The sequence below is a fragment of the Sphingobium sp. HWE2-09 genome, assembly GCF_035989265.1.
Lineage (GTDB): Bacteria > Pseudomonadota > Alphaproteobacteria > Sphingomonadales > Sphingomonadaceae > Sphingobium.
On record NZ_JAYKZX010000003.1, the window covers coordinates 2318516 to 2345338 of the forward strand.

General features: G+C 64.9%; 27 protein-coding genes and 2 pseudogenes. 10 read left to right on the forward strand and 19 right to left on the reverse strand.

What is annotated here, in order from left to right:
• Positions 1-107 precede the first annotated feature (107 nt).
• From U5A89_RS16710 to U5A89_RS16720, 3 genes are read left to right on the forward strand one after another with little or no spacing between them, the layout of a single operon-like run.
• Complete coding sequence (locus tag U5A89_RS16710) at positions 108-725, forward strand: ribonuclease D (protein WP_338162175.1); 618 nt, start codon at positions 108-110, stop codon at positions 723-725.
• Between the two features lie 19 nt (positions 726-744).
• On the forward strand, positions 745-1392 hold the full coding sequence (locus U5A89_RS16715; RefSeq protein ID WP_338162176.1) for an LPS export ABC transporter periplasmic protein LptC: 648 nt from the start codon (positions 745-747) through the stop codon (positions 1390-1392).
• Complete coding sequence (locus tag U5A89_RS16720) at positions 1392-1958, forward strand: LptA/OstA family protein (protein ID WP_338162177.1); 567 nt, start codon at positions 1392-1394, stop codon at positions 1956-1958. The genes U5A89_RS16715 and U5A89_RS16720 overlap by 1 nt, the downstream gene beginning before the upstream one ends.
• Positions 1959-2131: 173 nt before the next feature.
• Here the strand turns inward: U5A89_RS16720 and U5A89_RS16725 are convergent, their stop codons facing one another.
• From U5A89_RS16725 to U5A89_RS16740, 4 genes are all read right to left on the reverse strand, one after another.
• Positions 2132-2590: a protein tyrosine phosphatase family protein gene (locus tag U5A89_RS16725; RefSeq protein ID WP_338162178.1), complete on the reverse strand. Its 459-nt coding sequence runs from the start codon at positions 2588-2590 to the stop codon at positions 2132-2134.
• A 62-nt stretch (positions 2591-2652) separates the two neighbouring features.
• Positions 2653-4425 carry a DNA helicase RecQ gene (gene recQ / locus U5A89_RS16730; protein WP_338162179.1) on the reverse strand — a complete coding sequence of 591 codons (1773 nt, stop codon included), beginning with the start codon at positions 4423-4425 and terminating at the stop codon, positions 2653-2655.
• 134 nt (positions 4426-4559) lie between these two features.
• A complete protein-coding gene (locus U5A89_RS16735; protein WP_338162180.1) occupies positions 4560-5447 on the reverse strand; it encodes an FkbM family methyltransferase in 888 nt (295 codons plus the stop codon).
• Positions 5448-5642: 195 nt separating this feature from the next.
• Entirely contained in the window at positions 5643-5963 is a 321-nt protein-coding gene (locus U5A89_RS16740) for a hypothetical protein (protein ID WP_338162181.1), read from the reverse strand.
• Between the two features lie 37 nt (positions 5964-6000).
• Between U5A89_RS16740 and U5A89_RS16745 the strand changes: the two genes are divergently transcribed.
• A complete protein-coding gene (locus U5A89_RS16745) occupies positions 6001-7125 on the forward strand; it encodes a serine hydrolase domain-containing protein (protein WP_338162182.1) in 1125 nt (374 codons plus the stop codon).
• Between the two features lie 127 nt (positions 7126-7252).
• Here the strand turns inward: U5A89_RS16745 and U5A89_RS16750 are convergent, their stop codons facing one another.
• The 7 genes from U5A89_RS16750 to U5A89_RS16780 form a co-directional block, all read right to left on the reverse strand.
• The gene (locus U5A89_RS16750; RefSeq protein WP_338162183.1) at positions 7253-8038 is read right to left on the reverse strand and encodes a PhzF family phenazine biosynthesis protein; all 786 of its coding nucleotides are present in this window, start codon (positions 8036-8038) and stop codon (positions 7253-7255) included.
• Between the two features lie 387 nt (positions 8039-8425).
• Positions 8426-9508, reverse strand: coding sequence for a chorismate synthase (gene aroC, locus U5A89_RS16755; RefSeq protein ID WP_338162184.1), 1083 nt, complete (start codon positions 9506-9508; stop codon positions 8426-8428).
• Positions 9505-9858 (reverse strand): DUF2442 domain-containing protein, encoded by a 354-nt coding sequence (locus U5A89_RS16760; RefSeq protein ID WP_338162185.1) that lies wholly within the window; start codon positions 9856-9858, stop codon positions 9505-9507. The genes aroC and U5A89_RS16760 overlap by 4 nt, the downstream gene beginning before the upstream one ends.
• Positions 9851-10090, reverse strand: a complete 240-nt coding sequence (locus U5A89_RS16765) for a DUF4160 domain-containing protein (RefSeq protein WP_338162186.1) — start codon at positions 10088-10090, stop codon at positions 9851-9853. Before U5A89_RS16765 ends, U5A89_RS16760 begins: the two co-directional genes overlap by 8 nt.
• Before the next feature lie 4 nt (positions 10091-10094).
• The gene (fabI, locus tag U5A89_RS16770; RefSeq protein WP_338162187.1) at positions 10095-10901 is read right to left on the reverse strand and encodes an enoyl-ACP reductase FabI; all 807 of its coding nucleotides are present in this window, start codon (positions 10899-10901) and stop codon (positions 10095-10097) included.
• The gene (locus tag U5A89_RS16775) at positions 10898-11863 is read right to left on the reverse strand and encodes a YihY/virulence factor BrkB family protein (RefSeq protein WP_338162188.1); all 966 of its coding nucleotides are present in this window, start codon (positions 11861-11863) and stop codon (positions 10898-10900) included. Before U5A89_RS16775 ends, fabI begins: the two co-directional genes overlap by 4 nt.
• Before the next feature lie 15 nt (positions 11864-11878).
• Entirely contained in the window at positions 11879-12799 is a 921-nt protein-coding gene (locus U5A89_RS16780; protein ID WP_338162189.1) for a DnaJ C-terminal domain-containing protein, read from the reverse strand.
• A gap of 151 nt (positions 12800-12950) precedes the next feature.
• Here U5A89_RS16780 and pdxH point away from each other — a divergent pair, with 151 nt between their 5' ends.
• Both pdxH and U5A89_RS16790 read left to right on the forward strand, forming a co-directional pair.
• Entirely contained in the window at positions 12951-13526 is a 576-nt protein-coding gene (gene pdxH, locus U5A89_RS16785) for a pyridoxamine 5'-phosphate oxidase (RefSeq protein ID WP_338162190.1), read from the forward strand.
• A 156-nt stretch (positions 13527-13682) separates the two neighbouring features.
• Positions 13683-15014 carry a dicarboxylate/amino acid:cation symporter gene (locus U5A89_RS16790; protein WP_338162191.1) on the forward strand — a complete coding sequence of 444 codons (1332 nt, stop codon included), beginning with the start codon at positions 13683-13685 and terminating at the stop codon, positions 15012-15014.
• A 120-nt stretch (positions 15015-15134) separates the two neighbouring features.
• On the opposite strand, the gene U5A89_RS16795 is transcribed toward U5A89_RS16790, so the two are convergent.
• Complete coding sequence (locus U5A89_RS16795; protein WP_338162192.1) at positions 15135-16019, reverse strand: bestrophin family protein; 885 nt, start codon at positions 16017-16019, stop codon at positions 15135-15137.
• Between the two features lie 132 nt (positions 16020-16151).
• On the opposite strand from U5A89_RS16795, the pseudogene U5A89_RS16800 reads away from it, so the two are divergent.
• Both U5A89_RS16800 and U5A89_RS16805 read left to right on the forward strand, forming a co-directional pair.
• Positions 16152-17413 (forward strand): annotated as a pseudogene (locus tag U5A89_RS16800) (dicarboxylate/amino acid:cation symporter); the annotation flags it as partial.
• Between the two features lie 4 nt (positions 17414-17417).
• Complete coding sequence (locus tag U5A89_RS16805) at positions 17418-18038, forward strand: Pr6Pr family membrane protein (protein WP_338162193.1); 621 nt, start codon at positions 17418-17420, stop codon at positions 18036-18038.
• Here U5A89_RS16805 and U5A89_RS16810 read toward each other — a convergent pair.
• From U5A89_RS16810 to U5A89_RS16840, 7 genes and pseudogenes are all read right to left on the reverse strand, one after another.
• The gene (locus tag U5A89_RS16810; protein ID WP_338162194.1) at positions 18001-18570 is read right to left on the reverse strand and encodes an NADPH-dependent FMN reductase; all 570 of its coding nucleotides are present in this window, start codon (positions 18568-18570) and stop codon (positions 18001-18003) included. The two genes, U5A89_RS16805 and U5A89_RS16810, sit on opposite strands and share 38 nt — an antisense overlap.
• A 158-nt stretch (positions 18571-18728) precedes the next feature.
• Positions 18729-18911, reverse strand: coding sequence for a hypothetical protein (locus U5A89_RS16815; protein ID WP_338162195.1), 183 nt, complete (start codon positions 18909-18911; stop codon positions 18729-18731).
• A gap of 4 nt (positions 18912-18915) precedes the next feature.
• Positions 18916-20205 carry an adenylosuccinate synthase gene (locus tag U5A89_RS16820; RefSeq protein ID WP_338162196.1) on the reverse strand — a complete coding sequence of 430 codons (1290 nt, stop codon included), beginning with the start codon at positions 20203-20205 and terminating at the stop codon, positions 18916-18918.
• 145 nt (positions 20206-20350) lie between these two features.
• Positions 20351-21475 (reverse strand): ATP phosphoribosyltransferase regulatory subunit, encoded by a 1125-nt coding sequence (locus U5A89_RS16825; RefSeq protein WP_338162197.1) that lies wholly within the window; start codon positions 21473-21475, stop codon positions 20351-20353.
• An 11-nt stretch (positions 21476-21486) separates the two neighbouring features.
• A pseudogene (locus tag U5A89_RS16830) lies at positions 21487-21789 on the reverse strand (endonuclease domain-containing protein); the annotation flags it as partial.
• 134 nt (positions 21790-21923) lie between these two features.
• Positions 21924-23504: a phosphoglycerate dehydrogenase gene (gene serA / locus U5A89_RS16835; protein ID WP_338162198.1), complete on the reverse strand. Its 1581-nt coding sequence runs from the start codon at positions 23502-23504 to the stop codon at positions 21924-21926.
• Between the two features lie 126 nt (positions 23505-23630).
• Positions 23631-24791, reverse strand: coding sequence for a phosphoserine transaminase (locus U5A89_RS16840; protein WP_338162199.1), 1161 nt, complete (start codon positions 24789-24791; stop codon positions 23631-23633).
• Between the two features lie 159 nt (positions 24792-24950).
• Between U5A89_RS16840 and U5A89_RS16845 the strand changes: the two genes are divergently transcribed.
• Together U5A89_RS16845 and U5A89_RS16850 are read left to right on the forward strand one after the other, a co-directional pair.
• Complete coding sequence (locus U5A89_RS16845) at positions 24951-25652, forward strand: extensin-like domain-containing protein (protein WP_338162200.1); 702 nt, start codon at positions 24951-24953, stop codon at positions 25650-25652.
• A gap of 153 nt (positions 25653-25805) precedes the next feature.
• Positions 25806-26681 (forward strand): LOG family protein, encoded by an 876-nt coding sequence (locus U5A89_RS16850; protein ID WP_338162201.1) that lies wholly within the window; start codon positions 25806-25808, stop codon positions 26679-26681.
• Positions 26682-26823 lie beyond the last annotated feature (142 nt).

The following is a 26823-nucleotide window of genomic DNA, read 5'->3' on the forward strand; positions in this document are numbered from 1 at the left end:
GCTGGAACTGACCGCCGTTCGCCGCGCAAATACCGCGTTTCGTCGTGCAGCCCCACCTCGCAAAAGCGTTGATTGCGGTCGGCCCGGTTTCGCCATAGAGGGGGAACATGACCGTCCATTTCCATGAAGAAGATCTGCCCGCAGGCGTGCTTGCCCCCGGCGCAATCGCCATCGACACCGAAACCATGGGGCTGATCACCCCGCGCGACCGCCTGTGCGTGGTCCAGATCAGCGATGGCAAGGGCGACGAGCATCTCGTCCGCTTCAACCCGGACAGCGATTATGCCGCGCCGAACCTGAAGGCCGTGCTGGCCGATCCCGAGCGGCTGAAACTCTATCATTTCGGGCGGTTCGACCTGGCGGCGATCAAACATTATCTGGGCGTGGTGGCCGCGCCCGTCTATTGCACCAAGATCGCGTCGCGCCTGATCCGCACCTATACCGACCGGCATGGGTTGAAGGAACTGGTGCGCGAACTGCTGGGCCAGGACATCAGCAAGCAGCAGCAGTCGAGCGACTGGGGCGGCCCGGTCCTGTCGGACGCGCAGAAGGATTATGCCGCGTCGGACGTGCGCTACCTTCATGCGCTCAAAGCCGAGCTGGACAAGCGCCTGATCCGCGAAGGGCGGATGGAACTGGCCCAGGCCTGTTTCGATTTCCTGCCGCATCGCGCGCAGCTCGACTTGGCCGGGTGGCCGGAGATCGATATTTTCGCGCATATGTGAAGGGGTTACAGGTTCCACCATGTCCGTCCAGGCCGATCAGCAACGCGATGTGCGCCGTCATTGGGCGCGGCCGGGTGGCAACCATGACCGGCTGGTGTCGTTGCTCAAAAACTGGCTGCCGGTCGCGGTCGGCGTGCTGGCGGCATTGCTGGCGACCGCGCCCTTTACCGGCGGCGACAAGGTCAGCTTCGTGCTCGACAAGAACAAGGTCGAGGTGGCGAAGGACCGGATGCGCCTGACCGAGGCGCTGTATCGCGGCGAGGACAGCAAGGGCCAGCCCTTCTCCTTGCGCGCTGGCTCTGCGGTGCAGAAAAGCTCGCGCGAGCCGATCGTGGATTTGAACAGCATGTCCGCGCGCATCCTGCTGACGGATGGCCCCGCCGTGCTGACGGCGCAAAAGGGGCGGTATGACATGGATACCGAGCGGGTCGGGATCGAAGGACCGGTGCAGTTCGAGGCGGCGGGCGGATATCGGCTGACCACGCGCGACGTCGGCATCGACCTCAAGACCCGGCGGATGAAGAGCGCGGGGCGGGTCGACGGGCGCATTCCGATCGGCACGTTCAGCGGCGACCATCTGGAAGCGGACATGGGCGCGCGCACGGTGACATTGAATGGCCGCGCGAACTTGCGCATCGAGCAAAATGGCCTCAAAGGGCGAAACTGATGACACGCACCCTGATCCTGCTTTCGACCGGCCTTGTGGGCGCTGCGGCATTGATGTTCGCGGGCATCAGCGCGCCGTCCTTCGCGCAGGTGTTCAAGAATCACGACAGCAATGCGCCGGTCAATTTCAATGCCGACCGGATCGAGGTGCAGGACCGCGCCGACCGTGTCGTCGTGTCGGGCAATGTCGTGGTGACGCAGGCGGGCATGACGCTGAACGCCGCGCGCATGACCGTGGCCTATAGCAAGCAGCCGAGCGGCGGGACGAATGGCGTGGACATCGACCGCATCGACGCGTCGGGCAATGTCGTGGTGACGAAGGCGGACCAGACCGCGCGCGGCAATGTCGCTATCTACGATCTGAATTCCAAGCTGATCACGATGCTGGGGAACGTGTCGCTGACGCAGGGGGCGAACAAGCTGAACGGCGGGCGGCTGGTGATGGATCTGAACAGTGGCCGATCGACCGTGGATGGCCGATCGTCGGGTGGCGGCGTGCCGGGCGCCGCGACCAGTCCCAGCGGGCGCGTGTCGGGCACGTTCACGGTGCCGCAGCGGAAGAATTGAGGTTGGTTCGGCTGCAGATAGCGCCGGGAACGAACGGAAGTGTATATTCCTCTCCCCTCCCTTTTAAGGGAGGGGCCGGGGGTGGGTACGCCGCGTAGTGGCGCTCTACCACCGCCCGCCTAGCCGCTCGCTTCGCTCGCACCCACCCCAACCCCTCCCTGGAAGGGAGGGGCTTAATTATCGCCCGCCCTTTGCTGCCCCGCCAGCGCGTCCATGATCTGGCGGACCGGGCTGATGTCGTAGCCAGCCGCGGCCGCCTGGGCCGCCAGCACGTCGGCATTGTCGCCGGCGCGGGCGCGGGTTAGTGCCCAGAGGAGGGTGCTGCGGGTGCCCGAGCGGCAATAGGCGAGCAGTTTGCCGTCGCTACCAGCTTTGGCGGCCTGATCCAGCGCCTGCGCCATGCCGTCGAGCTGCCAGGGGGCAAAGCCGCCATGGGCGACGGGGACGGCGATATAGGCGATGCCCGCGGCCTTGGCCGCCGCTTCGATTTCCGCGCCGTTGACCTGGCCCGGCTCTTCGTCGTCGGGGCGGTTGTTGAGGATGACGGTTACGCCCTGCGCCTTGGCCTGCTCGACTTCATCGACGCTGATCTGCGGGGATACGAGAATGCGGTCGGTCAATTTGCGAAACATGCAATGCGTCTCCTTTTGCCGCAGCCATGCGCTGTGCCACGAGAGGTTTCAAGACAATTGGTTCATAGAAACGGCCGGATCGCGGCCAGGAAGGCATCGCCCCAGGCGTCGAGTTTCTTCTGGCCTATGCCGCTGATGTGGCTCATGTCGCGGATGGTGGACGGGCGCTGTTCGGCCATTTCGCGCAGGGTCGAATCGTGGAAGATGACATAGGGCGGGACGCCTGCTTCCTGTGCCAGTTCGCGGCGGCAGGCGCGCAGGGCGTCGAACAGCGGATCGCCGACCGGATTGGCGTCCGCGCCGTTGCGCGCGTTGCGGCCGCGCCGTTCGCGCTTGGGGGGCATGAGGATGCGCACTTCCTCTTCCCCGCGCAGGATCGGGCGGGCATTGGGGCCGAGCATCAGGCCGCCATGTTCGGTCGTTTCCAGCGCGTCGCGGACCAGCAGCGCGCGCGACACCGGGCGCAGCAGCGCGACATCCTCGCCCGCGACGATGCCGTGGACGGAGATTTTGTCATGGCCACGCTCGCGGACCTTGTCGTTGGCGGCGCCGGTCAGCACCGCTTCGATATGGCCCGCGCCGAAACTCTGGCCGGTGCGATAGACGGCGGAGAGATATTTGCGGGCGACTTGGGTGGCGTCGACGCTGGCCGGGGGTGAGAGGCAATTGTCGCAATTGCCGCAAGTGGCGGGCGGGTTTTCGCCGAAGTGGCGCAGCAGGATGGCGCGGCGACAGGTGGCGGTTTCGACCAGTGCGCCCAGCGCCGCAATGCGGGTGCGTTCGCCCTGCTGGCGGCTCTGTTCCAGTTCCATGATGCGCATGCGGGCGCGGGCGAAATCCTCCGCCCCCCAGAAGAGATGCGCGACCGCCGGTTCGCCGTCGCGGCCCGCGCGGCCCGATTCCTGATAATAGCCCTCGATCGATTTGGGCAGGCCCGCATGGGCGACGAAGCGCACGTCGGGCTTGTCGATGCCCATGCCGAAGGCGACGGTGGCGACCATCACCATATCCTCGCTGGCGATGAAGGCGGCTTGATTGCGCGCGCGCACCGCAGGGTCGAGGCCCGCATGATAGGCGCGGACGGCGCGGCCGCCCTTCCCCAATGTTTCGGCGAGTTTCTCGGTCGCGGCGCGGGTCTGGGCATAGACGATGCCGGGGCCGGGATTGGCGGCGACGAGGTCGCTAAGCTGGCGCGTGAGGCCGTCGCGCGGGTGGACGGCGTAGCGGATATTGGGCCGGTCGAAGCCGGAAATGATGAGGCCGTCGCGCGGGATGCCAAGCTGAACGAGGATGTCTTCGCGCGTGTGGGCGTCGGCGGTGGCGGTGAGCGCCAGCCGGGGCACGTCGGGAAATTCGTCCAGTAGCGGGCGCATCAGGCGATAATCGGGGCGGAAATCATGGCCCCATTCGGACACGCAATGGGCTTCGTCGATGGCGAAGAGCGCGACCTTCGCGGCGCGCAGCAGGTTGCGGAACGGTTCCTGGCTGGCGCGTTCGGGGGCGACGTAAAGCAGGTCGAGATCGCCATTGCGAAGCCTGTCCTGCGTTTCGCGCCAGTCGGCGTCGACGCTGGTCAGGCTGGCGGCGCGCAGGCCCACGGCATTGGCGGCGCGCAACTGGTCGTGCATCAGCGCGATCAGCGGCGAGACGACGACGCAGCAGCCGTCGAGCGCGGCGGACGGCAGCTGATAGCAGAGCGACTTGCCCGCGCCGGTCGGCATGATGGCGAGCGTCGGCTGGCCCGCCATGACGCGGCCCACCACCTGTTCCTGCACCCCTCGAAAGGCCGTGAAACCGAATATGTCGTGGAGAAGCGTGGGAATGTCGGGCCGCATGCGGGCAGCCTTAGCGGCTGGGGGGTGGCGGGGCTAGGGGGTGGATCGGGATGGTGGCGAAAGGCGGGATGGGTATTGGGGCATTCTGGCTGTCAGGCCGTAACGCCCGCCATTCAGGGCCGGGCGCGCATGGTTCAGATTTCACGATCCCGCACGCGCACCTTGGGTGCTGCCTTCACGCGGCTGGCGACGCTCGGGTCGTCCGGGCGGCAATAGAGGGTGTTAAGCCCCTCGGTATTAAACCCTTTGGCGCGCGTGAGGCTGCGCGTCACCGGATCATAGAGATGCGGGGCAAAGCCAGCCTCGACCAAGATGGCGTCCACTTCGGCATCGGGATGACCATAGCGTTCGCCCGATCCGTTCAGTTCCACCACGATCGCCCGCAGATCCGGTGTCGCCAGGCATGCAGCGCCGCCGCGCAGCACCTCGACCTCGAACCCTTCGACATCCAGCTTTATCATGTTCGCGCTGCGCCCTGCCAGCACATCGTCCAGCGTGCGCACGGGCACCGCGATGCCGCCGCTGTCGACCACATGGTTGAGGCCGCCGCGATCAGTGGTGAAATGCAGTGTGCCCGCCTGGTCCGCCAGGCCGATATTGAGCAGTTCCGCCCGTTCGCCGACCCCGTTGAGCCGCAGATTGCGCTGCAGTTTGGCATAAGTCTGGGGCACCGGTTCGACCGCGATCACCCGCGACATCCCCACGGCGCCCGCCAGTACGGAATAGGCGCCGACATTCGCGCCAATATCCACGAACAGGTCATCGGCCCGTAGAAAATGGACCAGGAACATCATTTCGGGAAAATCCCACATCTGCCCGGTGTAGGAGAGGGTCGCGTAATTTTCCGCATTGGACAGTATGATTTCCGTGCCCTGCGCCATCGGCATAACATATTCGACGTCGATCAGCCGCCGCCCGATATTCCATTTGAGATAGCGGCCCAGCGTCTGCAACGGCTTCCCCTGATTAAGGGGGTGCCCGGTCATTTCGCGCAGGGATTTCAGGCGGTAGGACAGCGACATGAAGGCACTCCGAATGACATGCAGATTGGCTGCGCGGTCCCGCCGCCAAAAATGGAGTGGCGCGCCGCGTCGCAATAGCGAAGTTAGATGAAAACAATGCTAATCGGCGCATCGTGGCGCTATGGCGCGGCGTCATCACGCCATAGGGGCGTCGAGAAAGGCCGGTGTGGCGACAGAAGCGAGCCGTCCGCCGCCCTACTCCAGCGGATCGAGCAGGCAGCCCCAGCCGGGCTTGAACCGCGCCGTGCGCGTCGCAAGCAGGGGAACACTGGCCTGGACCGCGCGCTGTTCAGGCAGGTCGGTCAGGCTCACCAGGCCCATCCCCGGCTCCTTATCCTGTTCGCAGCTGCCCATGGCGCGGCCTTCGACATAGCGGCAGGAACAACCGATGCGCGCGCCATAGGCCGCGCCCAGACGCGCGCGGGCGCTGAGTGTCGTCCATTGCCAGGCAAGGAGGGCGAGCAGCGCCAGAAGGAGCAGGCCTGCCAATATGGCTTTTGTCCGTCGAACCACCATGGCCCTTTTCGATTCCGTTCAGTAAGGGCGGCGGCTTATGCAGATCGATAGCCGAATCGTAAAGCGCCTTGGACTGGCGCTGGGCGCAGCCTGCGTCGTAGTGGCAGGCACGCTGGTCGTCCGCGCCGCGCCTGCGCCCGAACCGGTCTATGCCGTGGCGCGCGATGCTGTGGTGGGCGAAAGCGCGCTGCGCGCCGCGATCAACCCGCTGTTCGCGGACGAGGCGATGGGCGAGACGCGCGCGCTGCTGGTGATGCGCGATGGGAAGGTGATTGCGGAACGCTATGCGCCCGGCTTTGGCCCGGACACGAAATTATTGTCCTGGTCGATCGCCAAGAGCGTAACGGCGGTGCTGGTGGGGCTGATGGTGGCGGACGGACGGCTGGCGCTGGACGCGCCGGTGCCGGTAGCGGCGTGGAGCCAGCCGGGCGACCCGCGCGGGCGGATCACGCTGCGCCAACTGCTGCAGATGCGGTCGGGGCTGGATCATGTCGAGGATGGCAAGCCGATCGCCAAGGGCGACACGCCGCGCATGTTGTTCCTGGACGGGGCGCAGGACATGCGCGCCTATGCCGAGGCCAAGCCGCTGGGCCAGGTGCCGGGCGAAGTCTTTTCCTACTCGACCGGCAGCAGCATCATATTGTCCGACCTGATGACGCGGATGCTGACCAGCAGCAGCGATCCCGATGTCCGGCGGCGGGCGATGCAGACCTTCATCGACGGGCGGTTGAAGGCGCCGGGCAGGCTGAGCAGCCTGACGCCGGAATATGATGCGGCGGGCACGATGATCGGTGGCAGCTTCCTGCACATGACCGCGCGCGATTATGGCCGGTTCGGCGAATTGCTGCGCAATCAGGGGCGGTCGCCCAACGGGCACCAGATATTGCCGGAAAAATGGGTGGACTTCATGCGGACCCCCTCCCCGCGCAATCCCGCCTATGGCGCGCATCTGTGGCTGAACCGGGACAGCAGCGAAAGCGCGTTGATGCCGGGGCGGGCATCGGAGCGGCTGTTCGGCTGCGTCGGGCATGACGGGCAATATATATTGGTGTCGCCCGGCCAGCGGCTGACGGTGGTGCGGATGGGCATGTCGCCGACGAAAGAGCAGCGCGTGGCGGTGCGCGGGGCGCTGGCGACGTTGGTGGGGTTGTTTCCGGGTTAGGGTGAGACCATTAGTCCAGAGCCGTCATTGCGGTCGCGACATGGCCTTGGGCTGGCGTTCCCCGGCGCAGGCCGGGGTCCAGTTCGAACGCGGGGACTGGACCCGGCCTGCGCCGGGGAACGTCGGATTACAGGTAGAAGCGCCCTTCGATCACCGTGCGGCAGGTGCCGGTCAGGATTACGCGGTCGTCGGCCAGGTGGCAGCCCAAGCGTCCGCCGCGGGCCGAGGCTTGATAGGCGGTAAGGTCGGTTTTGCCCAATCGCGCAGCCCAGAAGGGGGTGAGCAGGCAATGGGCCGATCCGGTGACCGGGTCTTCGTCCACGCCGCCGCCGGGCACGAAGACGCGGCTGACGATGTCGCTATCTTCACCGGGCGCGGTGGCGATCAGCATAGTGTCGCCCAGTGTTTTGAGCGCGGCGTAATCGGGCGTCAGCGCGCGGACGGCGGCGGCGTCGGGGAACAGGAAGAGGCTGTAGCCGCCGTCGCGCCAGTGCGATTCGATCGGTGCGCCGCCCAGGCCAGCGGCGAGATCCGGCAGGGCTTTGGGCGCCATGTCCCAGGCGGGCAGCGACAGGGCGTAGCCGTCCGCTTCGCGCGTGACCGTCAGCACGCCTGCCTGGCGGGTGCGGAAGCGGATGCTGTCCTGCGCCATCAGCACATGGCCGCTCGCCAGCGTGGCGTGGCCGCATAGCTTCACCTCGACCGCGGGGGTGAACCAGCGCAGCGCATAGTCGGCATCGGGATCGTCCGGCGTCGGCACGGTGAAGGCGGTTTCGGAGAGGTTGTTTTCCTGCGCTATGGCCTGAAGCGTGGCATTGTCCAGCCAGGCGTCGAGCGGCATGACCGCGGCGGGATTGCCGGTGAAGGGCGCGTGCGCAAAGGCATCGACCTGGGTGAAGGGCAGGCTGGTCATGGCGTGATCCTATGTGATGGCCCTAAATATTGGTCGGGTGACGATGCCCTGCCCCGCCGCCGATCGACAGGGCCGGGCGCGCGGGATTGGCCTGTTTGATGGTACAAGGAAATGGGCCAGCCATGGGGGACATGGCTGGCCCGTGTCGCGGCTTTGAGGGGACGTTTTGACCGTCAGTCCGCGCTTTTTAATCGTCGCGTTTTTCAAAAAAAACGCTCGGACGCGTGGTGACGCTCCCCAGGCTTACGCTCTGCCGCTCGCCCACCCGCGGGCGATGACCGTCATCATAGCGTAACAGGCGCGAGTCGTCTCGGGCGCGACGTGCGTTGGGCGCGGGATTGGCGCGGTTGGGCGTTTATGAGGGGGCCGTTGTTGCGAACGGAGCCTTCAATCTGATTGTTCGCCGCCGCATTGCGCGCGGTGGAGCAGTTTCTGGTCGGCCAGCACCAGCGCCATCATCGCTTCGACCACCGGCACGCCGCGAATGCCGACGCAGGGGTCGTGGCGGCCCTTGGTGATGATGTCGGATGCGTCGCCTTCGCGGGTGACGGTTTCGACCGGGATCAGGATCGAGCTGGTAGGTTTGAAGGCGACGCGGACCTTGACCGGCTGGCCGGTGGCGATGCCGCCCGCGATGCCGCCTGCATGGTTGGCGAGGAAGATCGGGCCGTCGTTGCCGGGGCGCATCGGATCGGCATTCTGCTCGCCGCGCAGGCTGGCGGCAGCGAAACCATCGCCGATCTCCACGCCCTTGACCGCATTGATGCTCATCATCGCGGCGGCAAGTTCGCTGTCGAGTTTCGCGTAGAGCGGCGCGCCCCAGCCGGCGGGGACGCCGGATGCGACGCATTCGACCACCGCGCCCAACGACGAACCGTCCAGACGCGCGCCGTCGACCAGCGCTTCCCAACGCTTGGCGGCTTCCGCGTCGGGGCAGAAGAAGGGGTTCTGGCTGATCTGTGACGCGTCGAAATTGGCATAATCGATCGCATCGCCGCCGATCGCACTGACATAGGCGAAGATATCGACTTCGGGGATGACGGCACGCGCGACTGCGCCTGCCGCCACGCGACTGGCGGTTTCGCGCGCGGAGGAGCGCCCGCCGCCGCGATAGTCGCGGAACCCATATTTGGCGTCATAGGCATAGTCGGCATGGCCGGGGCGATAGGCCTTGGCGACGTCGGAATAATCCTTCGAGCGCTGGTCGGTATTCTCGATCATCAGGCTGATGGGCGTGCCGGTGGTGCGCCCTTCGAACACGCCCGACAGGATGCGGACTTCATCGGCTTCGCGGCGTTGGGTGGTGAATTTGGAGGTGCCGGGCTTGCGCAGGTCGAGCCAGGGCTGGATGTCCGCCTCGCTCAGCGGGAGGCCCGGCGGACAGCCATCCACCACCGCGCCGATGGCAGGACCATGGCTCTCGCCCCAGGTGGTGAAGCGGAAGACGCGACCGAAACTGTTGAAACTCATTCTGCTGCTTCACTATCCCAATCGGCGCCGAACCGCTGCGCCATATAGCGCGCGCTGCCGAAACGGCCAGCCATCAGCCCTTCCACGGTCAGGTCGGCATCCAGTTCTGCCCAATGCAGGCCGAAACCTGCGCCTGCGATTTCGACTTTTTCAAGCTGGTCCGCGCTGGCCTGCTCCAAGCCCTGCGCCAGGGTGGCGGGGAAGGAAAAGGTCGCGCCGCTGACCAGGTCGATCATGATATGGCCGGTCGCGCGGTCATAGCGGGCAGCGCGGGCGCGGGGCTTGATGGCGAGATCATGCGCGCCGCGCAGCACGGCCTCATCAAACTGGGACTGGGTCAGTTCACCCATGAATGGCCTTCCACCTTTCGAGCAGATAATCGCGCTTTTCTCGCACGATTTGCAGCGCGCGTCGACTCTCGCGCCGGTCTGCGCCCACGATCCGCACCACGTCCGCTACGCCATCCTGCCCGAACAGGGCGATCTTGGTTTCGCCGTTGCCAAATACATGAACATGCGGCGGTGGATGGTCGTCCGTATAGATCACCACGCGCAGATTGGCGTCACGCAGAACCGTGGGCACGCGATCACTTATCCAGCGCGATGTCCGGTGCGTCTTCGGCTTTCATGCCGATGACGTTGTAGCCTGCATCGACATGGTGGATTTCGCCGGTCACGCCCGATGCCAGATCGGACAGCAGGTAAAGGCCCGCGCCGCCGACATCCTCGATCGTCACGTTGCGGCGCAGGGGTGAGTTCAGCTCGTTCCATTTGAGGATGTAGCGGAAGTCGCCGATGCCGCTGGCTGCCAGCGTTTTGATCGGGCCGGCGGAGATGGCGTTGACGCGGATATTTTCCGGGCCGAGGTCCATCGCCAGATATTTGACGCTGGTTTCCAGCGCCGCCTTCGCCACGCCCATCACGTTATAATGGGGGATGACCTTTTCCGCGCCATAATAGCTGAGCGTCAGGATGCTGCCGCCATTGGGCATCAAAGCGCGCGCGCGGCGGGTGACTGCCACAAAACTGTAAGCAGACACGTTCATGGTCAGCAGGAAGTTTTCCAGACTCGTGTCGACATATTGGCCGCGCAGTTCGTTCTTGTCGGAAAAGCCGATCGCGTGAACGACGAAATCCAGCGTGCCCCAGCGCGCTTCGATTTCGGCGAAGGCGGCGTCCAGCTTGTCCATGTCGGTGACGTCGCAGTCGATCAGGAAATCGGAGCCGACCTGTTCCGCCAGAGGGCGCACGCGCTTCGCCAGCGCGTCGCCCTGGTAGGAAAAGGCCAGTTCCGCGCCCTGTGCGTGCAATTGCTGGGCTATGCCCCAGGCGAGCGACTTGTCGTTCGCCAGCCCCATGATGAGGCCGCGCTTTCCTGCCATCAAGCCGTTCATATCGTCGTTCCGTTCCCTTGGTCCTTCGCCGCTGCGGTGGGTTCCTCTTCGGGAAATTCCGCCAGCGCCGCATTCAATTCCGCGCCAATTACCACGCCAAGCCCGACGAGAAAGAAAAAAATGAGGCTGATCATGACGCCCGCCAGGCTGCCATAGGTGCGACCATAGCCGCCGAGCAGCGACAAGGTGGGCGGCAAGAGCAGGACGGTGCCGTACCACCAGAGCGATGTGGCGACCGCGCCGGGCCATTTGGGGAAGCGGCGCGGCTTGTAGGCGGTAGGGGTCAAAGCGGCGAAAAGCGACCAGAGCGCAAGGCAGGTGATCGCCATCGGCACCAGCTTGGCCGAGGACACCAGGCCGATGGCTTCGTCGGCCCAGGGCAGGATATTGTGAAGAAACTGGTCGAGGCCGGTGATCGCGACCTGAAGCGAGAAAGCGAACATCAGGGCGAAGACGCTGACGAGGGTGATGCCGATCGCGCCCAGGCGATAGCGCCAGAAAGGCTTGGTGCTTTTGGTGCCATAGGCGCGGCGCAATATGTCGCGGATCGTTTCGATGAGGCTGCCGACCGTCCACAGGCCGACAAGGCCGCCCAGCCACAATAATGGCCCGCTGCGCGCGGTCAGCACGTCGCCGATCGGCTGGCGCACCACGTCCGCCACGCCGCGCGGCACGGTGGTGAGGAAGGCGTTGACCGCCTGAATGCCGTCATGGGTGCGGCCGAAAATGCTCGCCACCGCCGCCGCGACGATGAAGAAGGGGAAGAGCGTCATCAAAGAGAGATAGGCGAGGTTGCCTGCGTGGATGAAGCCGTCGCTATAGGTGCCGACCGCGACGCGTTTGACCACTTCGAAGATATGCGATCCGGGACGCACCCGGTCCATCTGCCGACTGAACCGTGCACGCGCGCCATGCCCCACCTGACGACGGGATTCGGGCGACAGGGGGGATGGCATCGGCATGGGGCGGCTAACGCATCAAACGCCCAGATGGGCGCGCACCGGGCGTTCGTCCTGCCAGCTTTCGACCAGCGCCTGGATTGCAGGATCGTCGGCAGGCACGTCGATCTGGAGCGTGACGAGCTGGTCGCCGCGCTGGCCGTCCTTGCCGGTAAAGCCCCGGCCGCGCAGGCGCAGCGTCTTGCCGGAGGTCGCGCCGGTGGGCACGCCCAGCATTACCGGGCCATCGACGGTGGGCACCTTGACCTTGCCGCCCTTGACCGCTTCATCCAGGGTGACGGGCAGGTCGAGCAGCACATTGTCGCCGTCGCGGGTGAAGAAGGGATGCGGCTTCACGTCGATCGTGACGATCGCGTCGCCCGCCCCGCCCGGCCCGGCCTGCCCCTTGCCGGACAGGCGCATCTGCGTGCCGCTTTCGACCCCGGCGGGGAGTTTCAGATCGATGGTCTTGCCATCCTGGAGCGTGATCCGCTGGGGCGCGAGGGTGGCGGCGTCGGTGAATTGCACGGCCAGGCGATAGGCGACGTTAGCGCCCTTTTGCGGCGGTGCCTGACGGCCAAAGCCGCCGCCAAAGCCTGCGCCGCCGCCTGCGCGACGGCCCGCGCCGCCGAACAGCCCTTCGAAAATGTCGCCGAAATCCGCGCCGCCGGGTTGCCCGCCGCCGGGCTGGCCCCGGAAGCCACCGCCGCCGCCGCCATAGCCGAAGGGTGCGGTGGGATTGCCGTCGCCGTCAATTTCCCCCCGGTCGAAACGGGCGCGCTTGTCCTTGTCCGACAGCAGGTCATAGGCGTTGGTGACGGCCGAGAATTTATCGGCGGCCTTGGGGTTATCCTTGTTCTTGTCGGGGTGCAGTTCCTTGGCGAGTTTGCGGTACGCGGATTTGATTTCCGCATCGGTCGCGCTGCGCGCCACACCCAGAAGGGAATAGGGATCGGCCATTCATTCTACCTGTTGCACAAAAGCATCACTTGCCGACTATGTGGACGATGCTGCGCCGACATTCAAGATACGATGCGGTCGGACCGGGCGTGGCGGCGGTTATCGGCAGGCCGTCATCGACAGCCCCTTCGCCCTTGGGTAAGGATTGGGCATGACCGATCCCTTTGCCCTGTTCGACCTATGGTATGCCCAAGCGCGCGAAACCGAAATCAACGACAGCAACGCGATGGCGCTGGCGACTGCCGATGCGCGCGGGCAGCCATCGGTGCGCATGGTGCTGTTGAAGGGCCATGGGCCGGACGGTTTTGTCTTCTACACCAATTTCGAGGGACGCAAGGCGGGCGAATTGCTCGACAATCCCCATGCCGCCTTGCTGTTCCACTGGAAATCGCTGCGGCGGCAGATCCGGATCGAGGGCGCGGTCGGCCCGGTGGACGACGCCACCGCCAACGCCTATTTCGCGACGCGGGGCCGCGACAGCCAGCTGGGCGCCTGGGCATCCGACCAGTCCCGCCCCCTGCCCGATCGCCAGACCTTCCAGGATCGGTTCGAAGCGATGAGCGCCCGGTTCGACGGCGGGCCGGTGCCGCGCCCGCCGCACTGGTCGGGCTTTCGCCTGACGCCCGAACGGATCGAGTTCTGGCAGGATCGCGAACATCGCCTGCATGAGCGGCGGCTGTTCACACGTGTTGCGGACGGCTGGAGCGAGGGGCTGCTCTACCCCTGATGGCCGATGCGCAGGCGTGGAAAGACGCCCGTGCTTCGTCTTCCCTGATGCGACGGGTTGCCCTGCGATTGCGGGTGGCCCATGCGCCTGTTAGGTGTCGGCCTGACAGATGGATAACAGGCAAGGGCCGCATGGACGCGGTTCAAAAGGGATTTGATGCGAAACAGACTGACAGCCTTCATCCTCATCGGCATGGTTCTGGGGGTGATCACGGGTTTCGTGGCCAATCTGTGGGTCGGTGGCGATGCGACGCTGGCCAAGGATGTGGCGGGCTATTTCCACCTGCTGGCCGACATCTTCCTGCATCTGATCAAGATGATCATCGCGCCTTTGGTCTTTTCCACGCTGGTCGCGGGCATCGCCCATATGGGCGACAGCGCGGCGCTGGGGCGGATCGGCGGGCGGGCGCTCGCCTGGTTCATCATCGCCAGCCTGATTTCGCTGACGTTGGGCCTGATCTTCGTCAATTTCTTCCAGCCGGGCGCAGGGCTGAACCTGGTCCGGTCGGGGGCGGAAGCGGGCGTCAGTACCGAAGCGCTCAATTTCCGCGACTTCATCCTGCACGTCTTCCCCACGTCCATGGTGGGCGCGATGGCGGACAATTCGATCCTGCAGATCGTCGTCTTCTCGCTGTTCGTCGGCGTCGCGCTGACGGCGATCGGCGAACGCGGCAAGCCGATCGTCACCGTGATCGAGGCGATGGTCGAACTGATGCTCCAGGTGACGGGCTATGTCATGCGCGTCGCCCCCTTCGCGGTGTTCGGCGCGCTGGCGTCTTCCATCACCGTGCAGGGGCTGGGCGTGCTCAAAACCTATGGCGCGCTGGTCGGCGAATTTTATATCGCGCTCTTCTGCCTGTGGTTGCTGCTGTTCGGCGCGGGATCGATCTTCCTGGGCAAGCGGATGTTCAAACTGATCCGCTATGTCCGCGAACCGATATTGATCGCTTTTTCCACCGCCTCGTCCGAAGCCGCTTACCCCAAGATGCTGGAACAGCTTGATCGCTTCGGCATTCCGCGCCGCATCTACAGCTTCGTGCTGCCGCTGGGCTATAGTTTCAACCTCGACGGGTCGATGATGTATTCGACCTTTGCGACCATCTTCATCGCGCAGGCCTATGGCATCGACCTGCCGATCGCGACGCAGATCACCATATTGCTGGTGCTGATGGTGACCAGCAAGGGCATTGCCGCCGTGCCGCGCGCGAGCCTTGTCGTCGTCGCCGCCACGCTGGGGCAGTTCGACCTGCCGGTCGAGGGCATCGCCTTCATCCTGGCGGTCGACCATTTCATGGATATGGGCCGCACCGCCACCAACGTGCTGGGCAACGCCATCGCCACGTCGGTGATCACCAAGTGGGAAGGGATGCTGGAGGTCGAGGAGCCGATCGACGTGCCCCACCCCAAGGCGCCGGCGCATACGGTGGCGCATGGTCGAGGCGGGCTGGAACTGGCGCCGGACATGGTGGAGAATGACCGGAAGGGGTGACGAGGGTTCGACGCCATAGGTAGCGGGAGACTTACGTCCGCTACACCCTCTCCCAGCTGCGACTAGGCAGCACGCTGCCAAGTCTTCGCAACCCTCTCCCTCAAGGGAGAGGGAATATGGTCACCACAGCACGCCGCGTACCGGGGTGATCGGGTCCGGCGCGGGGTCGCCGATCGACTGGAGCAGGTCGATCTCGATCGTGCGGCACATGGCGCTCAAAGGTACGTCGTGCACGGTGTTGGCGAAGGGATCGACCAGATCGTCGCCGATCCGCAGTACGGCCATGAACATCAGGCCCGCGACGGTGGAGCCGAGCGGCGTGGCAAAGCCCAGCGTTTCGACCAGGCCGATCGGCAGTGCGATGCAGAAGATATGGGTGAAGATGGTCGGCAGGTAGCGATATTGGACGGGCAGCGGCGTATTCTTGATCCGCTCCATCCCGCCCTGCGCATTGGCGATATCGACCAGCACCGCTTCCATCTGCGCCTGCTGGATGGTGTCGATCCACCCTTCGCGCCGCGCAATGTCGATCCGACGGCCGGTGCTGTCGAGCAGGCCGTTAGCCGGATTGGTGCGCGACAGCGCCTGCCCCTTGTCCCGTTCGGCCACGAAGCGGGTGACGTCATCGTCCAGCGGTTGACGCCGCAACTGGCAGCGGAGCGCGTTCACATAAGCGATCTGGCGCTTGACGATTTCGCGCTTCATGTCGCGCGCCATCGGATCGGGAAGGAAATTGCGGGTGGCGCGCGACAGGCTGCGCGAGGCGTTGATCATCGCGCCCCAGAGCGTGCGCCCTTCCCACCAACGCTGATAGGCGCTGTTGGAGCGGAACCCCAGGAACAGCGCCAGCGCAGAGCCGAACAGGGTCAGCGGCAGCGACGGCGCTTTGAACGGCAACACGAAATAGGCGATGGTCACCGTACAGTCCCACACGAACAACACGGTAAGCGGTCCCCAGACTTCGGACGCCAGCCGACGCAGGCTGGGAACGGAATCGACGATCATGCAAGTCTCCCGAATACAGGACTGGGGCAACGTGCGATGGCGCGAAATGCTCCGATATCGAAACGAAATATTGTGCAGTGCGAAACCCGCATCCGTATCGCTCGTTGATTAGCGATCCAGCGGGAGACGTGCATGACCAGCCAAGCGCCAGAAACGGATCATGCGGAGAATGGCCGCAAGGATCGGGCACGATCGCTGCAGTGGCAGATGCTGGCCGGTTTCCTGATCGGGCTGACGCTGGGGCTGGCCGCCTATATGATCGCGCCGGGCGCGCCGTGGATCGGCACCGTCACCACCTATGTCACCGGACCGATCGGGCAGATATTCCTGCGCCTGCTATTCATGCTGGTGATCCCGTTGCTGGTGTCGGCCCTGATCGTGGGCATCGCCGAAATGGGCGAGTTGCGATCGTTGCGGCGGGTCGGGCTGCGCACGCTGGTCTATACGCTGGCGGTGTCCAGCATCGCGGTGGTCGTCAGCCTGTTGCTGGTCGATCTGTTGCGGCCAGGCGGCGGGGTCGATCCTGCGCAGGCGCAGGCGATGCTGGCCGATGCGGGGACCGGCGCGAAGGCGATCCTGGCGCGCGGCGGCGATACGCCCAGCGGGATGCAGGCGCTGATCGCGATCGTCCCCGACAATATCATCGGCGCGATGGCGGATAACGACATATTGGCGGTGATGGTCTTCGCCCTGTTCTTCGGCATCGGTCTGGTGCTGGTGCAGACCCGGCAATCGAAAATCCTGCTGGATGCGATGGAGGGCTTGTTCGAGGTGTCGATGCGTCTGATCGGCATCGTCATCCGCCTCTGCTGCTGCGCCTGTCGGCCTATGTCGGCGTGGTGTTGCTGGCTTTGGGATTGCAGATGTTCGGCGTCTATTCGCTGCTGATCGCGTTTCTGGCGCGGCGATCACCCTGGCGCTTCTTCGCGGCGGTGCAGGAGGCGACGGTCATGGCCTTCGCCACTGCATCGTCCAACGCGACGTTGCCCACCGCCATCCGGGTGGCGGAGGAAAAGCTGCACCTGCCGCGCCGCATATCGCGCTTCGTCTTGACGATCGGCGCGACCGCGAACCAGAACGGCACCGCGATGTTCGAAGGCATTACGGTCATTTTCCTCGCCCAGTTTTTTGGCGTGGAGTTGGGTCTGGGCCAGCAGGTGATGGTGATGCTGGTATGCATATTGGGCGGGGTCGGCACCGCGGGCGTGCCTGCCGGATCGTTGCCGGTGGTGGCGATGATATTGGGCATGGTGGGCGTGCCGCCCGAAGGCATCGGGTTGGTGCTGGGGGTCGATCGTTTCCTCGACATGTGCCGCACGGCGCTTAATGTCACCGGTGATCTGGTGGCGGCGACCGTGATATCGGCCGGGAAGAGGATGGACGGGAAAGGGTCGCGGCATGACGGGCTATCGCATCGGCGCGGCGATCGTGGCGCTGGTCAGCCTGACGGGCATCATGGTGCAGTTCGATGCGACGCTGACGCAGACCGGGTCGGTCGGCGCGACGCTGTGGACGCTGCTGCGATTTTTCACCATCTGGGCCAATATGCTGGTCGTGCTGACGCTGGGCGCGATTGCGCTGGGCCGCGATGTTTCGCCCCGGCTGGTGGGCGGGATGCTGCTGTCGATCCTGCTGGTCGGGATCATCTACGGGCTGCTGCTGCGCGGGTTGCTGTCGCTCAGCGGCGGGGCGTTGCTGGCGGATGCCTTGCTGCACAAGGTGACGCCGCTGCTGGTGCCGCTATGGTGGATCGGCTTTGCCGCCAAGGGTCGGCTGGGCTGGCGCGATCCCTGGATATGGGCGATCTTCCCGGCCGCCTACCTGCCCTATGCCCTGCTGCGGGGGCTGGCGGAGGGGCATTATGCCTATCCCTTTATCAATGTGACGAAGCTGGGCATCGGGCAGGTCGCGATCAACGCGGTGCTGATCGCGATCGGCTTCGTCGCGGCGGGCCATGCGCTAGTGTGGATCGACCGGCGGTTCAGCGCGCGGCCTTTGCCGCCTCCGCCCACCAGATAAGGCTTTTCGCGAAACCGGCAAAGCCGCGCTCCAGCGCTGCGCCGCCGTCGCCCTGCGGCTGCGCATTGTCGTCCAGCGTCTGGCCGATCTGGCCGACGCTCAGGCGTTCGGGCACGACGACCATGCCCATGGCGGATAGCGTCACCGTCCAGTCGGCGTGACTGTTCACGCCTGCAAAGCGGCCCATCGAATAGCTGGCGATGGCGGCGGGGCGGCGATCGAATTCCTTGAGATAATGGTCGACCAGATTTTTGAGGCCCGGCTGCATCCCGCGATTATATTCGCCCGCGACGAAGATGAAGGCGTCGGCGGCAGTCAAGCGATCGGCCAATTGCGCCATGGCGGCGGGGGCTTCACCGGGCGGATAGTCGCTATAGCGCCAGTCGAGCATGGGGAGGTCGATCGCCTTGGCATCGATGAGTTCGGCGCTGTGGCCCAAGGCTTCGATTTCCCGGACGATATAGTCTGCGAGACGGATGCCGAGACGGCCACGCCGATAGGAGCCGTAGAGGACGAGGATATCGAGCGCCATGCGAAGCCTTCCCTGTTGGTGCAGGGCGGTCTTCGCATGGCTGGGCCGGAGCGTCCAGTTGGTCCGTGCCCTGGCGCGGGCCGAAGCCAAGTCCAACCCTTATCGTGCTGGATCGACGGCGGGACTGGGCTCCCGCCTGCGCGGGAGCACATGATATTTTAGCGGAGCTTGGCGATGTTCAGGCTGTCTTCCTTGGCGCGGGCTTTCACCAATTCCTCGGTGCGGGTCAGCGCCTTGGCGATGGCTTTGAGGCCCATGCCTTTCTTCGCCAGCGTGTGCAGCTTCTGGACCTCATCCTGGGTCCAGGGCTGTTTGTGGCGTTCGAAACGTTGTTCGGCCATCCCCTTAATCCGCGAAGGGATCGCGGACGAGGATGGTGTCGTCGCGTTCGGGGCTGGTGGAGACGAGCGTGACCGGGCAGCCGATCAGCTCCTCGATCCGGCGGATATATTTGATCGCCTGTGCGGGCAGGTCCGCCCAGCTGCGCGCGCCCGCCGTCGTGTCCTGCCAGCCTTCGATATCCTCATAGATCGGCTGCGCCTTCGCCTGATCCTGCGCATGGGCGGGCAAATAGTCGTAGGTCTGGTCGCCGATCTTATAGCCGACGCAGATTTTCAGCGTGTCGAAGCCATCGAGTACGTCCAGCTTGGTGAGCGCGATGCCGGTGACGCCCGATACCGCGATCGATTGGCGCACCAGCACGGCGTCGAACCAGCCGCAGCGGCGCTTGCGGCCGGTGACGGTGCCGAACTCATGGCCGCGTTCGCCCAGCCGCTGGCCGGTGGCGTCTTCCAATTCGGTGGGGAACGGGCCGGAGCCGACGCGGGTAGTATAGGCCTTGACGATGCCAAGGACGAAGCCCGCCGCATTGGGACCAAGGCCGGTGCCGCTGGCGGCCGTACCCGCCACCGTGTTGGACGAGGTGACGAAGGGATAGGTGCCATGATCGATGTCGAGCAGCGTGCCCTGCGCACCTTCGAACAGGATGCGCTTACCGTCCGCCTTCGCCTTGTTCAGCGTCAGCCAGACCGGCTTGACGAAGGGCAGGATGAAGTCGGCGATTTCGGTGAGGTCGGCCATCAGCTGCGCGCGATCGATCGGCGCTTCGCCAAAGCCCGCGCGCAGGGCGTCATGATGGGCGGTCAGGCGGTCGATCTGGAGGTCGAGATCGTCCAGATGGGCCAGGTCGCAGACGCGGATAGCGCGGCGGCCGACCTTGTCCTCATAGGCCGGGCCGATGCCGCGACGGGTGGTGCCGATCTTGCCCGCGCCCGATGCATCTTCGCGCAGGCCGTCGAGGTCGCGGTGAAAGGGCAGGATCAGCGGGCAGGTTTCGGCGATCTGGAGATTGTCTGGCGTGATGGTGACACCCTGCCCCTTGAGCTTGGCGACCTCATCGCGGAAGTGCCAGGGGTCCAGCACGACGCCATTTCCGATGACGCTCAAGGTGCCGCGCACGATGCCCGACGGCAGCAGCGACAGCTTGTAAACCTTTTCGCCCACCACCAGCGTATGGCCGGCATTATGCCCGCCCTGGAAACGGGCGACGACGTCGGCACGCTCCGACAGCCAGTCGACGATCTTGCCTTTGCCTTCGTCGCCCCATTGGGCGCCGATCACGGTCACATTTGCCACAGATACAGTCCTCCGCCCGCCGCGCGGACCGGCCATGCCCTTCGACGGGACTCGGCATGCCGGTGGGATGAAGCGGGCGGCGCGACATTGTTGCGGCCACCCTATGCGGGGCGCGCGTTAGCCGCGCTGCCCCGATGAAGTCAAGTCAATAGGCGCGCGGGCTTGCGCCATCCAGCCAGTGCGAGCAGCGCTGGGCCGCGCCATCCTCGCCTTGCGACAGGGCGGCAACGGTATGCCAGCCTTGCGCGCGCAGGTCGGTCGCGCGCGCGGCGTCATGGCCGAGCGGCAGAAACAGGCGCTTGGGCGCTTCGCCGCCGAACCCCGCGTCGATCAGCGGGTCGGGATAGAGGGAAAAGCCCATGGCCGGTTCGTCCGCACCGTCCGCCCGGGCGATGGCATAGCTGCCGCCGCGGCCGATTTCACCGATGAAGCCTTCGGCGAAGATGGAGAAGCCGAACCAGTTCTGAAATTCAAAGCCATGCCGTTCGGTGGGGTCGAGCGTCAGGGTGATGTCCCAGCCGATCGGCTTGGCGATGGCGCGCAGGCCCGCGATCCGGCTGTCGATCGCGCCGCCCAGTTGCGCGCTGAACGCTTCGAGCCGCGCCATGGCGGGGTGGAACGGCCCGGTCGCTTCGATAAGCGGCAGATAGGCGGCGGCGGCGGGGCTGATCGCGACGAGCGCGCCAGCGTCCTTGGCGTCTAGTTCGGTACGGACCGCCTCGACTTCATGCGCGGCTAGCGGCAGCGGGCCGACGGCCAGCGCGTCGATCAGGTCGGGCAGCGTGAAGTCGATGGTGATGCCGGTGACGCCCGCCGCCTGCAACGCTTCGATCGCGATGTTGACGATCTCCACCGCGGCGGCGGCGCTGTCGCTGCCGATCAATTCCGCGCCGAGTTGGAGTTTTTCGCGTTCGGGGCGGAGTTGGCTGGCCTTCTGGCGGATGACGGGACCGGCATAGGACAGGCGCAGCGGGCGCGGCGCGGCGGCCAGGCGCGTGGCGGCGATGCGGCCGACCTGCGCCGTCATGTCCGGGCGGAAGGCCAGGCTGCGCTGCGACACCGGATCAACGGCGCGGACCAGATCCTGCGCGCGCATGGATTTGAGGCGCTGGGTCAGCGTATCCTCAAACTCCGCGAGTGGGGGCATGACCCGTTCATAGCCATGGGTCGCGACCGTATCGAGCACGCGGCGCGCGAGGCGCGCGGAGGCTTCGGCCTGCGGCGGCAGGCGATCGGAGAGTCCTTCAGGGAGAAGGCTTGGCGGGATCATGGCGGGCACCTTTACTCCCTCCCCCCTTGGGGGGAGGGTTGGGGAGAGGGGGTTTCGCGCAACGCCTGCGCTATCATGCTCAGCACACCCTCGATATTCCCCATCACATCAGGATTGGCAAAACGGATCACGCGATACCCCAGCGATTCCAGAAACTCTGTTCGCCGCGCGTCATAGCGATCTTTGGCGGAATGTGTATCCCCGTCTAATTCTATGATGAGGCGGGCGGCCTTTGATGCGAAATCGGCGATATAGGGCGCGATGATCGTCTGGCGCGTGAATTGCTGATTTTCGAAGCGGTTGGCGCGCAGCGCGAGCCATAGTTTTTATTCTGCGGGGGTGGGATTGGCGCGCATGTGCTTTGCGCGTTGTTTGAGCGTTGGGTCCAAGCGCAACGTTGCTCCCCCTCTCCCAACCCTCTCCCCAGAGGGGAGAGGGCTTTTAGAGTTTACGCGAAGCGCAGCAGCTTCACCTGCTTCACGCCGGTCAGGTTGCAGATTTCCCAGCGCAGCGGTTCGGTGACGGTGCCATCGACCGACAGCAGCAGCACGGCTTCGCCGCCCTGGTTGCGACGGCCCAGGTGGAAGGTGCCGACATTGACGTCGGCTTCGCCCAGCGTCGAACCCAGGCGGCCGATGAAGCCGGGCGCGTCCTGGTTGACGATATAGAGCATCGTGCCGTCGAGATCGGCCTCCACCTTGATGCCGAACAGTTCGACGAGGCGCGGCTGGGCGTGGCCGAACAGCGTGCCTGCGACCGACTTGTCGCCATTTTCGGTGGTGACGGTAACGCGCACCAGCGTCTGGTAGTCGCCTTCGCGGTCGTGGCGTACTTCACGCACGTCCAGGCCACGCTCCTTCGCCAGGAAGGGCGCGTTGACCATGTTCACCGTGTCCGAATAGACGCGCATCAGGCCGGCGAGGACCGCGGCGGTGATGGGCTTCTGGTTCAGTTCGGCGGCATGGCCTTCGACTTCTACCGCGACGCCGGTGATCTGGTCGCCTTCCAGCTGACCCACCAGGCTGCCCAGCTTTTCGGCCAGCGCCATATAGGGCTTGAGCTTGGGCGCTTCTTCTGCCGACAGCGATGGCACGTTCAGCGCATTGGTGATGCCGCCGTCGAGCAGATAGTCGGACAGCTGGTCAGCGACCTGGAGCGCGACATTGACCTGCGCTTCGTCGGTCGATGCGCCCAGATGCGGGGTGCAGATGAAGTTCGGCGTGCCGAACAAAGGCGAATCCTTGGCCGGTTCGGTCTGGAACACGTCGAGCGCGGCGCCCGCGACCTGGCCCGAATCCAGCGCGTCCTTGAGCGCGGCTTCATCGATCAGGCCGCCACGCGCGCAGTTGATGATGCGCACGCCCTTCTTGGTCTTGGCGAGGTTGTCGCGGCTGAGGATGTTGCGGGTCTGGTCGGTCAGCGGCGTGTGCAGCGTGATGAAGTCGGCGCGGGCCAGCAGCGTGTCGAGATCGGCCTTTTCCACGCCCATTTCGATGGCGCGTTCGGGCGTCAGGAACGGGTCGAAGGCGACGACCTTCATCTTGAGGCCGAGCGCGCGGGTGGCGACGATCGAACCGATATTGCCCGCGCCGATCAGGCCCAGCGTCTTGCCGGTGACTTCCACGCCCATGAAGCCGTTCTTGGGCCACAGACCCTGCTGCGTCTGGGCGTTGGCTTCGGGCAGTTGGCGGGCGAGCGCGAACATCAGCGCGATCGCATGTTCGGCGGTGGTGATGCTATTGCCGAACGGCGTGTTCATGACGATCACGCCCTTGGCGCTGGCATAGGGGATGTCGACATTGTCGACGCCGATGCCTGCGCGGCCGATGACCTTGAGGTTGGTGGCGGCGTCCAGGATCGCCTTCGTCACCTTCGTGGACGAACGGATGGCGAGACCGTCATAGTCGCCGATGATGGCGATCAGTTCTTCGGGGGTCTTGCCGGTGATTTCATCGACTTCCACGCCACGTTCACGGAAGATCGCGGCGGCGCGCGGGTCCATCTTGTCGGAAATAAGGACTTTGGGCATGACGAATTGCCTTTCTGTGCAATTCGTCATCCTGACGAAGGTCAGGATCTCAGGCGGCTGGGTCGGACCTAGAGGCCTGAGATCCCAGCTTTCGCTGGGATGACGGGTATATAAGGGAGACGTTAGTTAAGCGGCCTTCACGGTCGCATAGGCCCAGTCGAGCCACGGGCCGAGCGCTTCGATATCCGCGGTTTCGACGGTCGCGCCGCACCAGATGCGCAGCCCTGCGGGCGCATCGCGATAACCGGCGATGTCATAGGCGGCGCCTTCCTTTTCGAGGAGGGCGGCGAAGGCCTTGATGAAGGCTTCGTCGGCGCCTTCGACGGTCAGGCAGACGCTGGTCTTCGACCGCGACGCTTCATCGAGCGCGAGATGGCCGAGCCAGTCGCGTTCCGCGACGATCTTGCCAAGCGCGGCGGCATTGGCGTCGCTACGCGCGATCAGGCCAGCCGAACCGCCGAGCGACTTGCCCCATTCCAGCGCGAAGATCGCGTCTTCGACCGCCAGCATGGAGGGGGTGTTGATCGTCTCGCCCTTGAACACGCCTTCGGCGAGCTTGCCCTTCGACACCAGGCGGAACACCTTGGGCAGCGGCCAGGCAGGGGTGTAGGTTTCGAGGCGTTCGACCGCGCGGGGGCCAAGGATCAGCACGCCATGGCCGCCCTCGCCGCCCAGTACCTTCTGCCAGGAGAAGGTGGCGACGTCGATCTTCGTCCAGTCGATGTCATAGGCGAACACCGCGCTGGTCGCGTCGGCAAAGGTCAGGCCTTCGCGGTCGGCGGGAATGAAATCGGCGTTCGGCACGCGCACGCCCGAGGTGGTGCCGTTCCAGGTGAACAGCACGTCGTTGGAAAAATCAACGGCGCTCAGGTCGGGCAACTGGCCGTATTCGGCGCGGATGACGGTGGGGTCGAGCTTAAGCTGCTTGGCGGCGTCCGTGACCCAGCCTTCGCCGAAGCTTTCCCAGGCGATCGTCGTGACGGGGCGCGCCCCCAGCATCGTCCACATCGCCATTTCGAAAGCGCCGGTGTCGGAGCCGGGGACGATGCCGATGCGGTGGGTGTCGGGCAGGTTCAGCAACTCACGCATCAGGTCGATGCTGTAAGCGAGGCGAGTTTTGCCGATCTTGGCGCGGTGCGAGCGGCCGAGCGACTCCGTCGCCAGCTTGTCGGCGCTCCAGCCCGGAGGCTTGGCGCAGGGACCGGAAGAGAAAAAGGGGCGAGCCGGACGGGTTGCGGGCTTTGCGGCAGGCGCAATGGTGGCGTCAACGGCAGTCAAATCAGTCATGTAGCGTCTCCTTACAGAGAGCAGCGCGGCGTTGGGACCGCGTGGCCCGTCGGCGGCACTAGTCTCATCGTAAAAAGAGTCAAGCCGATTATCCAAATGCGACGAACCGCTTCGGCCCGTTAACTTTCGTAAAGATTTGCAATGGTAAACACCTGATTCATGGAAAAGCGGGTGACGGAAACAGGGTTTCTGCGCGGCGCGGCCTTGGCCGTGTTATGTGCAACGATGCTGAGCGCGTGCAGCGGCGACCTGGTCCCGCGCGGGCGAATGGCGCGCGCGCCGACGCCGCCGACACAGCCGTCCAGGCCCGTGCGTGCGCCTGCACAACCAGCGATGGAAACGCGGCAATGTTTCGCCAGGCTGGAGTCGCAGGCGGTCGCCTTCACCCCCCTGCCCGACCGGAATTTCGGTGGCGGGTGCAGCGCGGTCAACAGCGTCAAGCTGCTCGACATCGGCGTGCCTGCGACCAATTTGGGCGCGATGACGTGCAATCTGGCGGCCAATTTCGCGGCCTGGGCGCGCTATGGCGTGCAACCTGCGGCGCGGCTAGTGCTGGGCGCGGAAATCGAGAAGATCGAGACGTTCGGCACCTACAATTGCCGACCGATCGCCGGCAGCGGCAGGCTGAGCGAACATGCGCATAGCAATGCGATCGACGTGTCCGCCTTCGTCCTGAGCGACGGACGGCGCATCAGCATCCAGAAGGATTGGGACGGCGACCGGCAGACGCGCCAGTTCCTGAAATTGGTCCATGCCAGCGCGTGCAAGCGGTTCAACACGGTGCTCAGCCCGGACTATAACGCCGCGCATCGCGACCATTTTCATTTCGACATGGGCGGGCGTGGGGGATTTTGCCGCTGAGAAAGTTTAGGCTGGACGTGTTCCCGCGCAGGCGGGAACCCAGTTGAAACGGCGGGACTGGGTTCCCGCCTTCGCGGGAACAGGTGATGCTGTGATGGCTTTTGCCGCTGAGCAGACTTGGTTTTGTCATCGCGCGTCCCTAAGTTGGTGCAAATGACGAAAAAAGAAATTGAAGAACGCAAATTCCGCCCGGCCCGCGAAGAGGCCCATGACGCCAAGAAGCAACTTGGCACCCCGCAGACTCAGAGCGCCGCCTACAAGCTGGCTTTCCAGGATACGGATTTCCTGCTGCGCGAAGATTTGCGCCCGGTGCGGTTCCAGCTGGAATTGTTGAAGCCCCAATTGCTGATGGACGAGGCGAAGATCGCATCGACCTTCGTCTTCTATGGCTCCGCGCGCATCCCCGAACCCGATCAGGTGCAGGCGCGGATCGACGCGGCGACGACGCCCGAACAGAAGCGCATCGCGGAAAATCTGGGCGCCAAGGCGCGCTATTATGAGGAAGCGCGCGCGCTGGCGCGGATCGCGGCGGAATATCCGGTCAATGCGGATGGCGACCGGCATTTCGTGGTCTGTTCGGGCGGTGGCCCCTCGATCATGGAAGCGGCCAATCGCGGCGCGATCGATGTCGGACAGACGACGATCGGCATGAATATCGTCCTGCCGCACGAACAGGCGCCCAATCGTTTTGTTACCCCGGAACTGAGTTTCCAGTTCCACTATTTCGCGCTGCGCAAGATGCACTTCCTGTTGCGTGCCCGCGCGCTGGCGGTCTTTCCCGGCGGGTTCGGCACGTTCGACGAGATGTTCGAACTGCTGACGCTGATCCAGACCGGCAAGATGAAGCCGATTCCGATCCTGCTGTTCGGCAAGGATTTCTGGAACCGGGTGGTGGATTTCGAGGCGCTGGCGGAGGAAGGGGTGATTTCGCCGACCGACCTCAACCTGCTGACCTGGGTCGAAACCGCGCAGGACGCGTGGGATGCGGTGCAGGCTTTCTATCGGGATAGTGAGACACTGGGCGGTTAAAGAGAGCAAAATGCACGGCCGTCATTCCCGCGCAGGCGGGAATCCATCTCCAGACCTTGCGGTGACATTACACGATGGGAGATGGATCCCCGCCTGGGCGGGGATAACGATAAGGGAGTATGGGGAGAAGGGTTATTGGGTT

Bases quoted from the DNA above. Each gene is read 5' to 3' on its own strand.
- U5A89_RS16740 (WP_338162181.1), bottom strand. From the start codon at position 5,963: ATGGTGGTTCGACGGACAAAAGCCATATTGGCAGGCCTGCTCCTTCTG.
- pdxH (WP_338162190.1), top strand. From the start codon at position 12,951: ATGACCGATCCCTTTGCCCTGTTCGACCTATGGTATGCCCAAGCGCGC.
- serA (WP_338162198.1), bottom strand. From the start codon at position 23,504: ATGCCCAAAGTCCTTATTTCCGACAAGATGGACCCGCGCGCCGCCGCG.
- U5A89_RS16840 (WP_338162199.1), bottom strand. From the start codon at position 24,791: ATGACTGATTTGACTGCCGTTGACGCCACCATTGCGCCTGCCGCAAAG.
- U5A89_RS16720 (WP_338162177.1), top strand. From the start codon at position 1,392: ATGACACGCACCCTGATCCTGCTTTCGACCGGCCTTGTGGGCGCTGCG.
- U5A89_RS16850 (WP_338162201.1), top strand. From the start codon at position 25,806: ATGACGAAAAAAGAAATTGAAGAACGCAAATTCCGCCCGGCCCGCGAA.
- U5A89_RS16760 (WP_338162185.1), bottom strand. From the start codon at position 9,858: ATGGGTGAACTGACCCAGTCCCAGTTTGATGAGGCCGTGCTGCGCGGC.
- fabI (WP_338162187.1), bottom strand. From the start codon at position 10,901: ATGAACGGCTTGATGGCAGGAAAGCGCGGCCTCATCATGGGGCTGGCG.
- U5A89_RS16710 (WP_338162175.1), top strand. From the start codon at position 108: ATGACCGTCCATTTCCATGAAGAAGATCTGCCCGCAGGCGTGCTTGCC.
- U5A89_RS16805 (WP_338162193.1), top strand. From the start codon at position 17,418: ATGACGGGCTATCGCATCGGCGCGGCGATCGTGGCGCTGGTCAGCCTG.
- U5A89_RS16790 (WP_338162191.1), top strand. From the start codon at position 13,683: ATGCGAAACAGACTGACAGCCTTCATCCTCATCGGCATGGTTCTGGGG.
- U5A89_RS16795 (WP_338162192.1), bottom strand. From the start codon at position 16,019: ATGATCGTCGATTCCGTTCCCAGCCTGCGTCGGCTGGCGTCCGAAGTC.
- U5A89_RS16745 (WP_338162182.1), top strand. From the start codon at position 6,001: ATGCAGATCGATAGCCGAATCGTAAAGCGCCTTGGACTGGCGCTGGGC.
- U5A89_RS16825 (WP_338162197.1), bottom strand. From the start codon at position 21,475: ATGATCCCGCCAAGCCTTCTCCCTGAAGGACTCTCCGATCGCCTGCCG.
- U5A89_RS16725 (WP_338162178.1), bottom strand. From the start codon at position 2,590: ATGTTTCGCAAATTGACCGACCGCATTCTCGTATCCCCGCAGATCAGC.
- U5A89_RS16715 (WP_338162176.1), top strand. From the start codon at position 745: ATGTCCGTCCAGGCCGATCAGCAACGCGATGTGCGCCGTCATTGGGCG.
- aroC (WP_338162184.1), bottom strand. From the start codon at position 9,508: ATGAGTTTCAACAGTTTCGGTCGCGTCTTCCGCTTCACCACCTGGGGC.
- U5A89_RS16750 (WP_338162183.1), bottom strand. From the start codon at position 8,038: ATGACCAGCCTGCCCTTCACCCAGGTCGATGCCTTTGCGCACGCGCCC.
- U5A89_RS16735 (WP_338162180.1), bottom strand. From the start codon at position 5,447: ATGTCGCTGTCCTACCGCCTGAAATCCCTGCGCGAAATGACCGGGCAC.
- U5A89_RS16815 (WP_338162195.1), bottom strand. From the start codon at position 18,911: ATGGCCGAACAACGTTTCGAACGCCACAAACAGCCCTGGACCCAGGAT.
- U5A89_RS16810 (WP_338162194.1), bottom strand. From the start codon at position 18,570: ATGGCGCTCGATATCCTCGTCCTCTACGGCTCCTATCGGCGTGGCCGT.
- U5A89_RS16775 (WP_338162188.1), bottom strand. From the start codon at position 11,863: ATGCCGATGCCATCCCCCCTGTCGCCCGAATCCCGTCGTCAGGTGGGG.
- U5A89_RS16780 (WP_338162189.1), bottom strand. From the start codon at position 12,799: ATGGCCGATCCCTATTCCCTTCTGGGTGTGGCGCGCAGCGCGACCGAT.
- recQ (WP_338162179.1), bottom strand. From the start codon at position 4,425: ATGCGGCCCGACATTCCCACGCTTCTCCACGACATATTCGGTTTCACG.
- U5A89_RS16845 (WP_338162200.1), top strand. From the start codon at position 24,951: ATGGAAAAGCGGGTGACGGAAACAGGGTTTCTGCGCGGCGCGGCCTTG.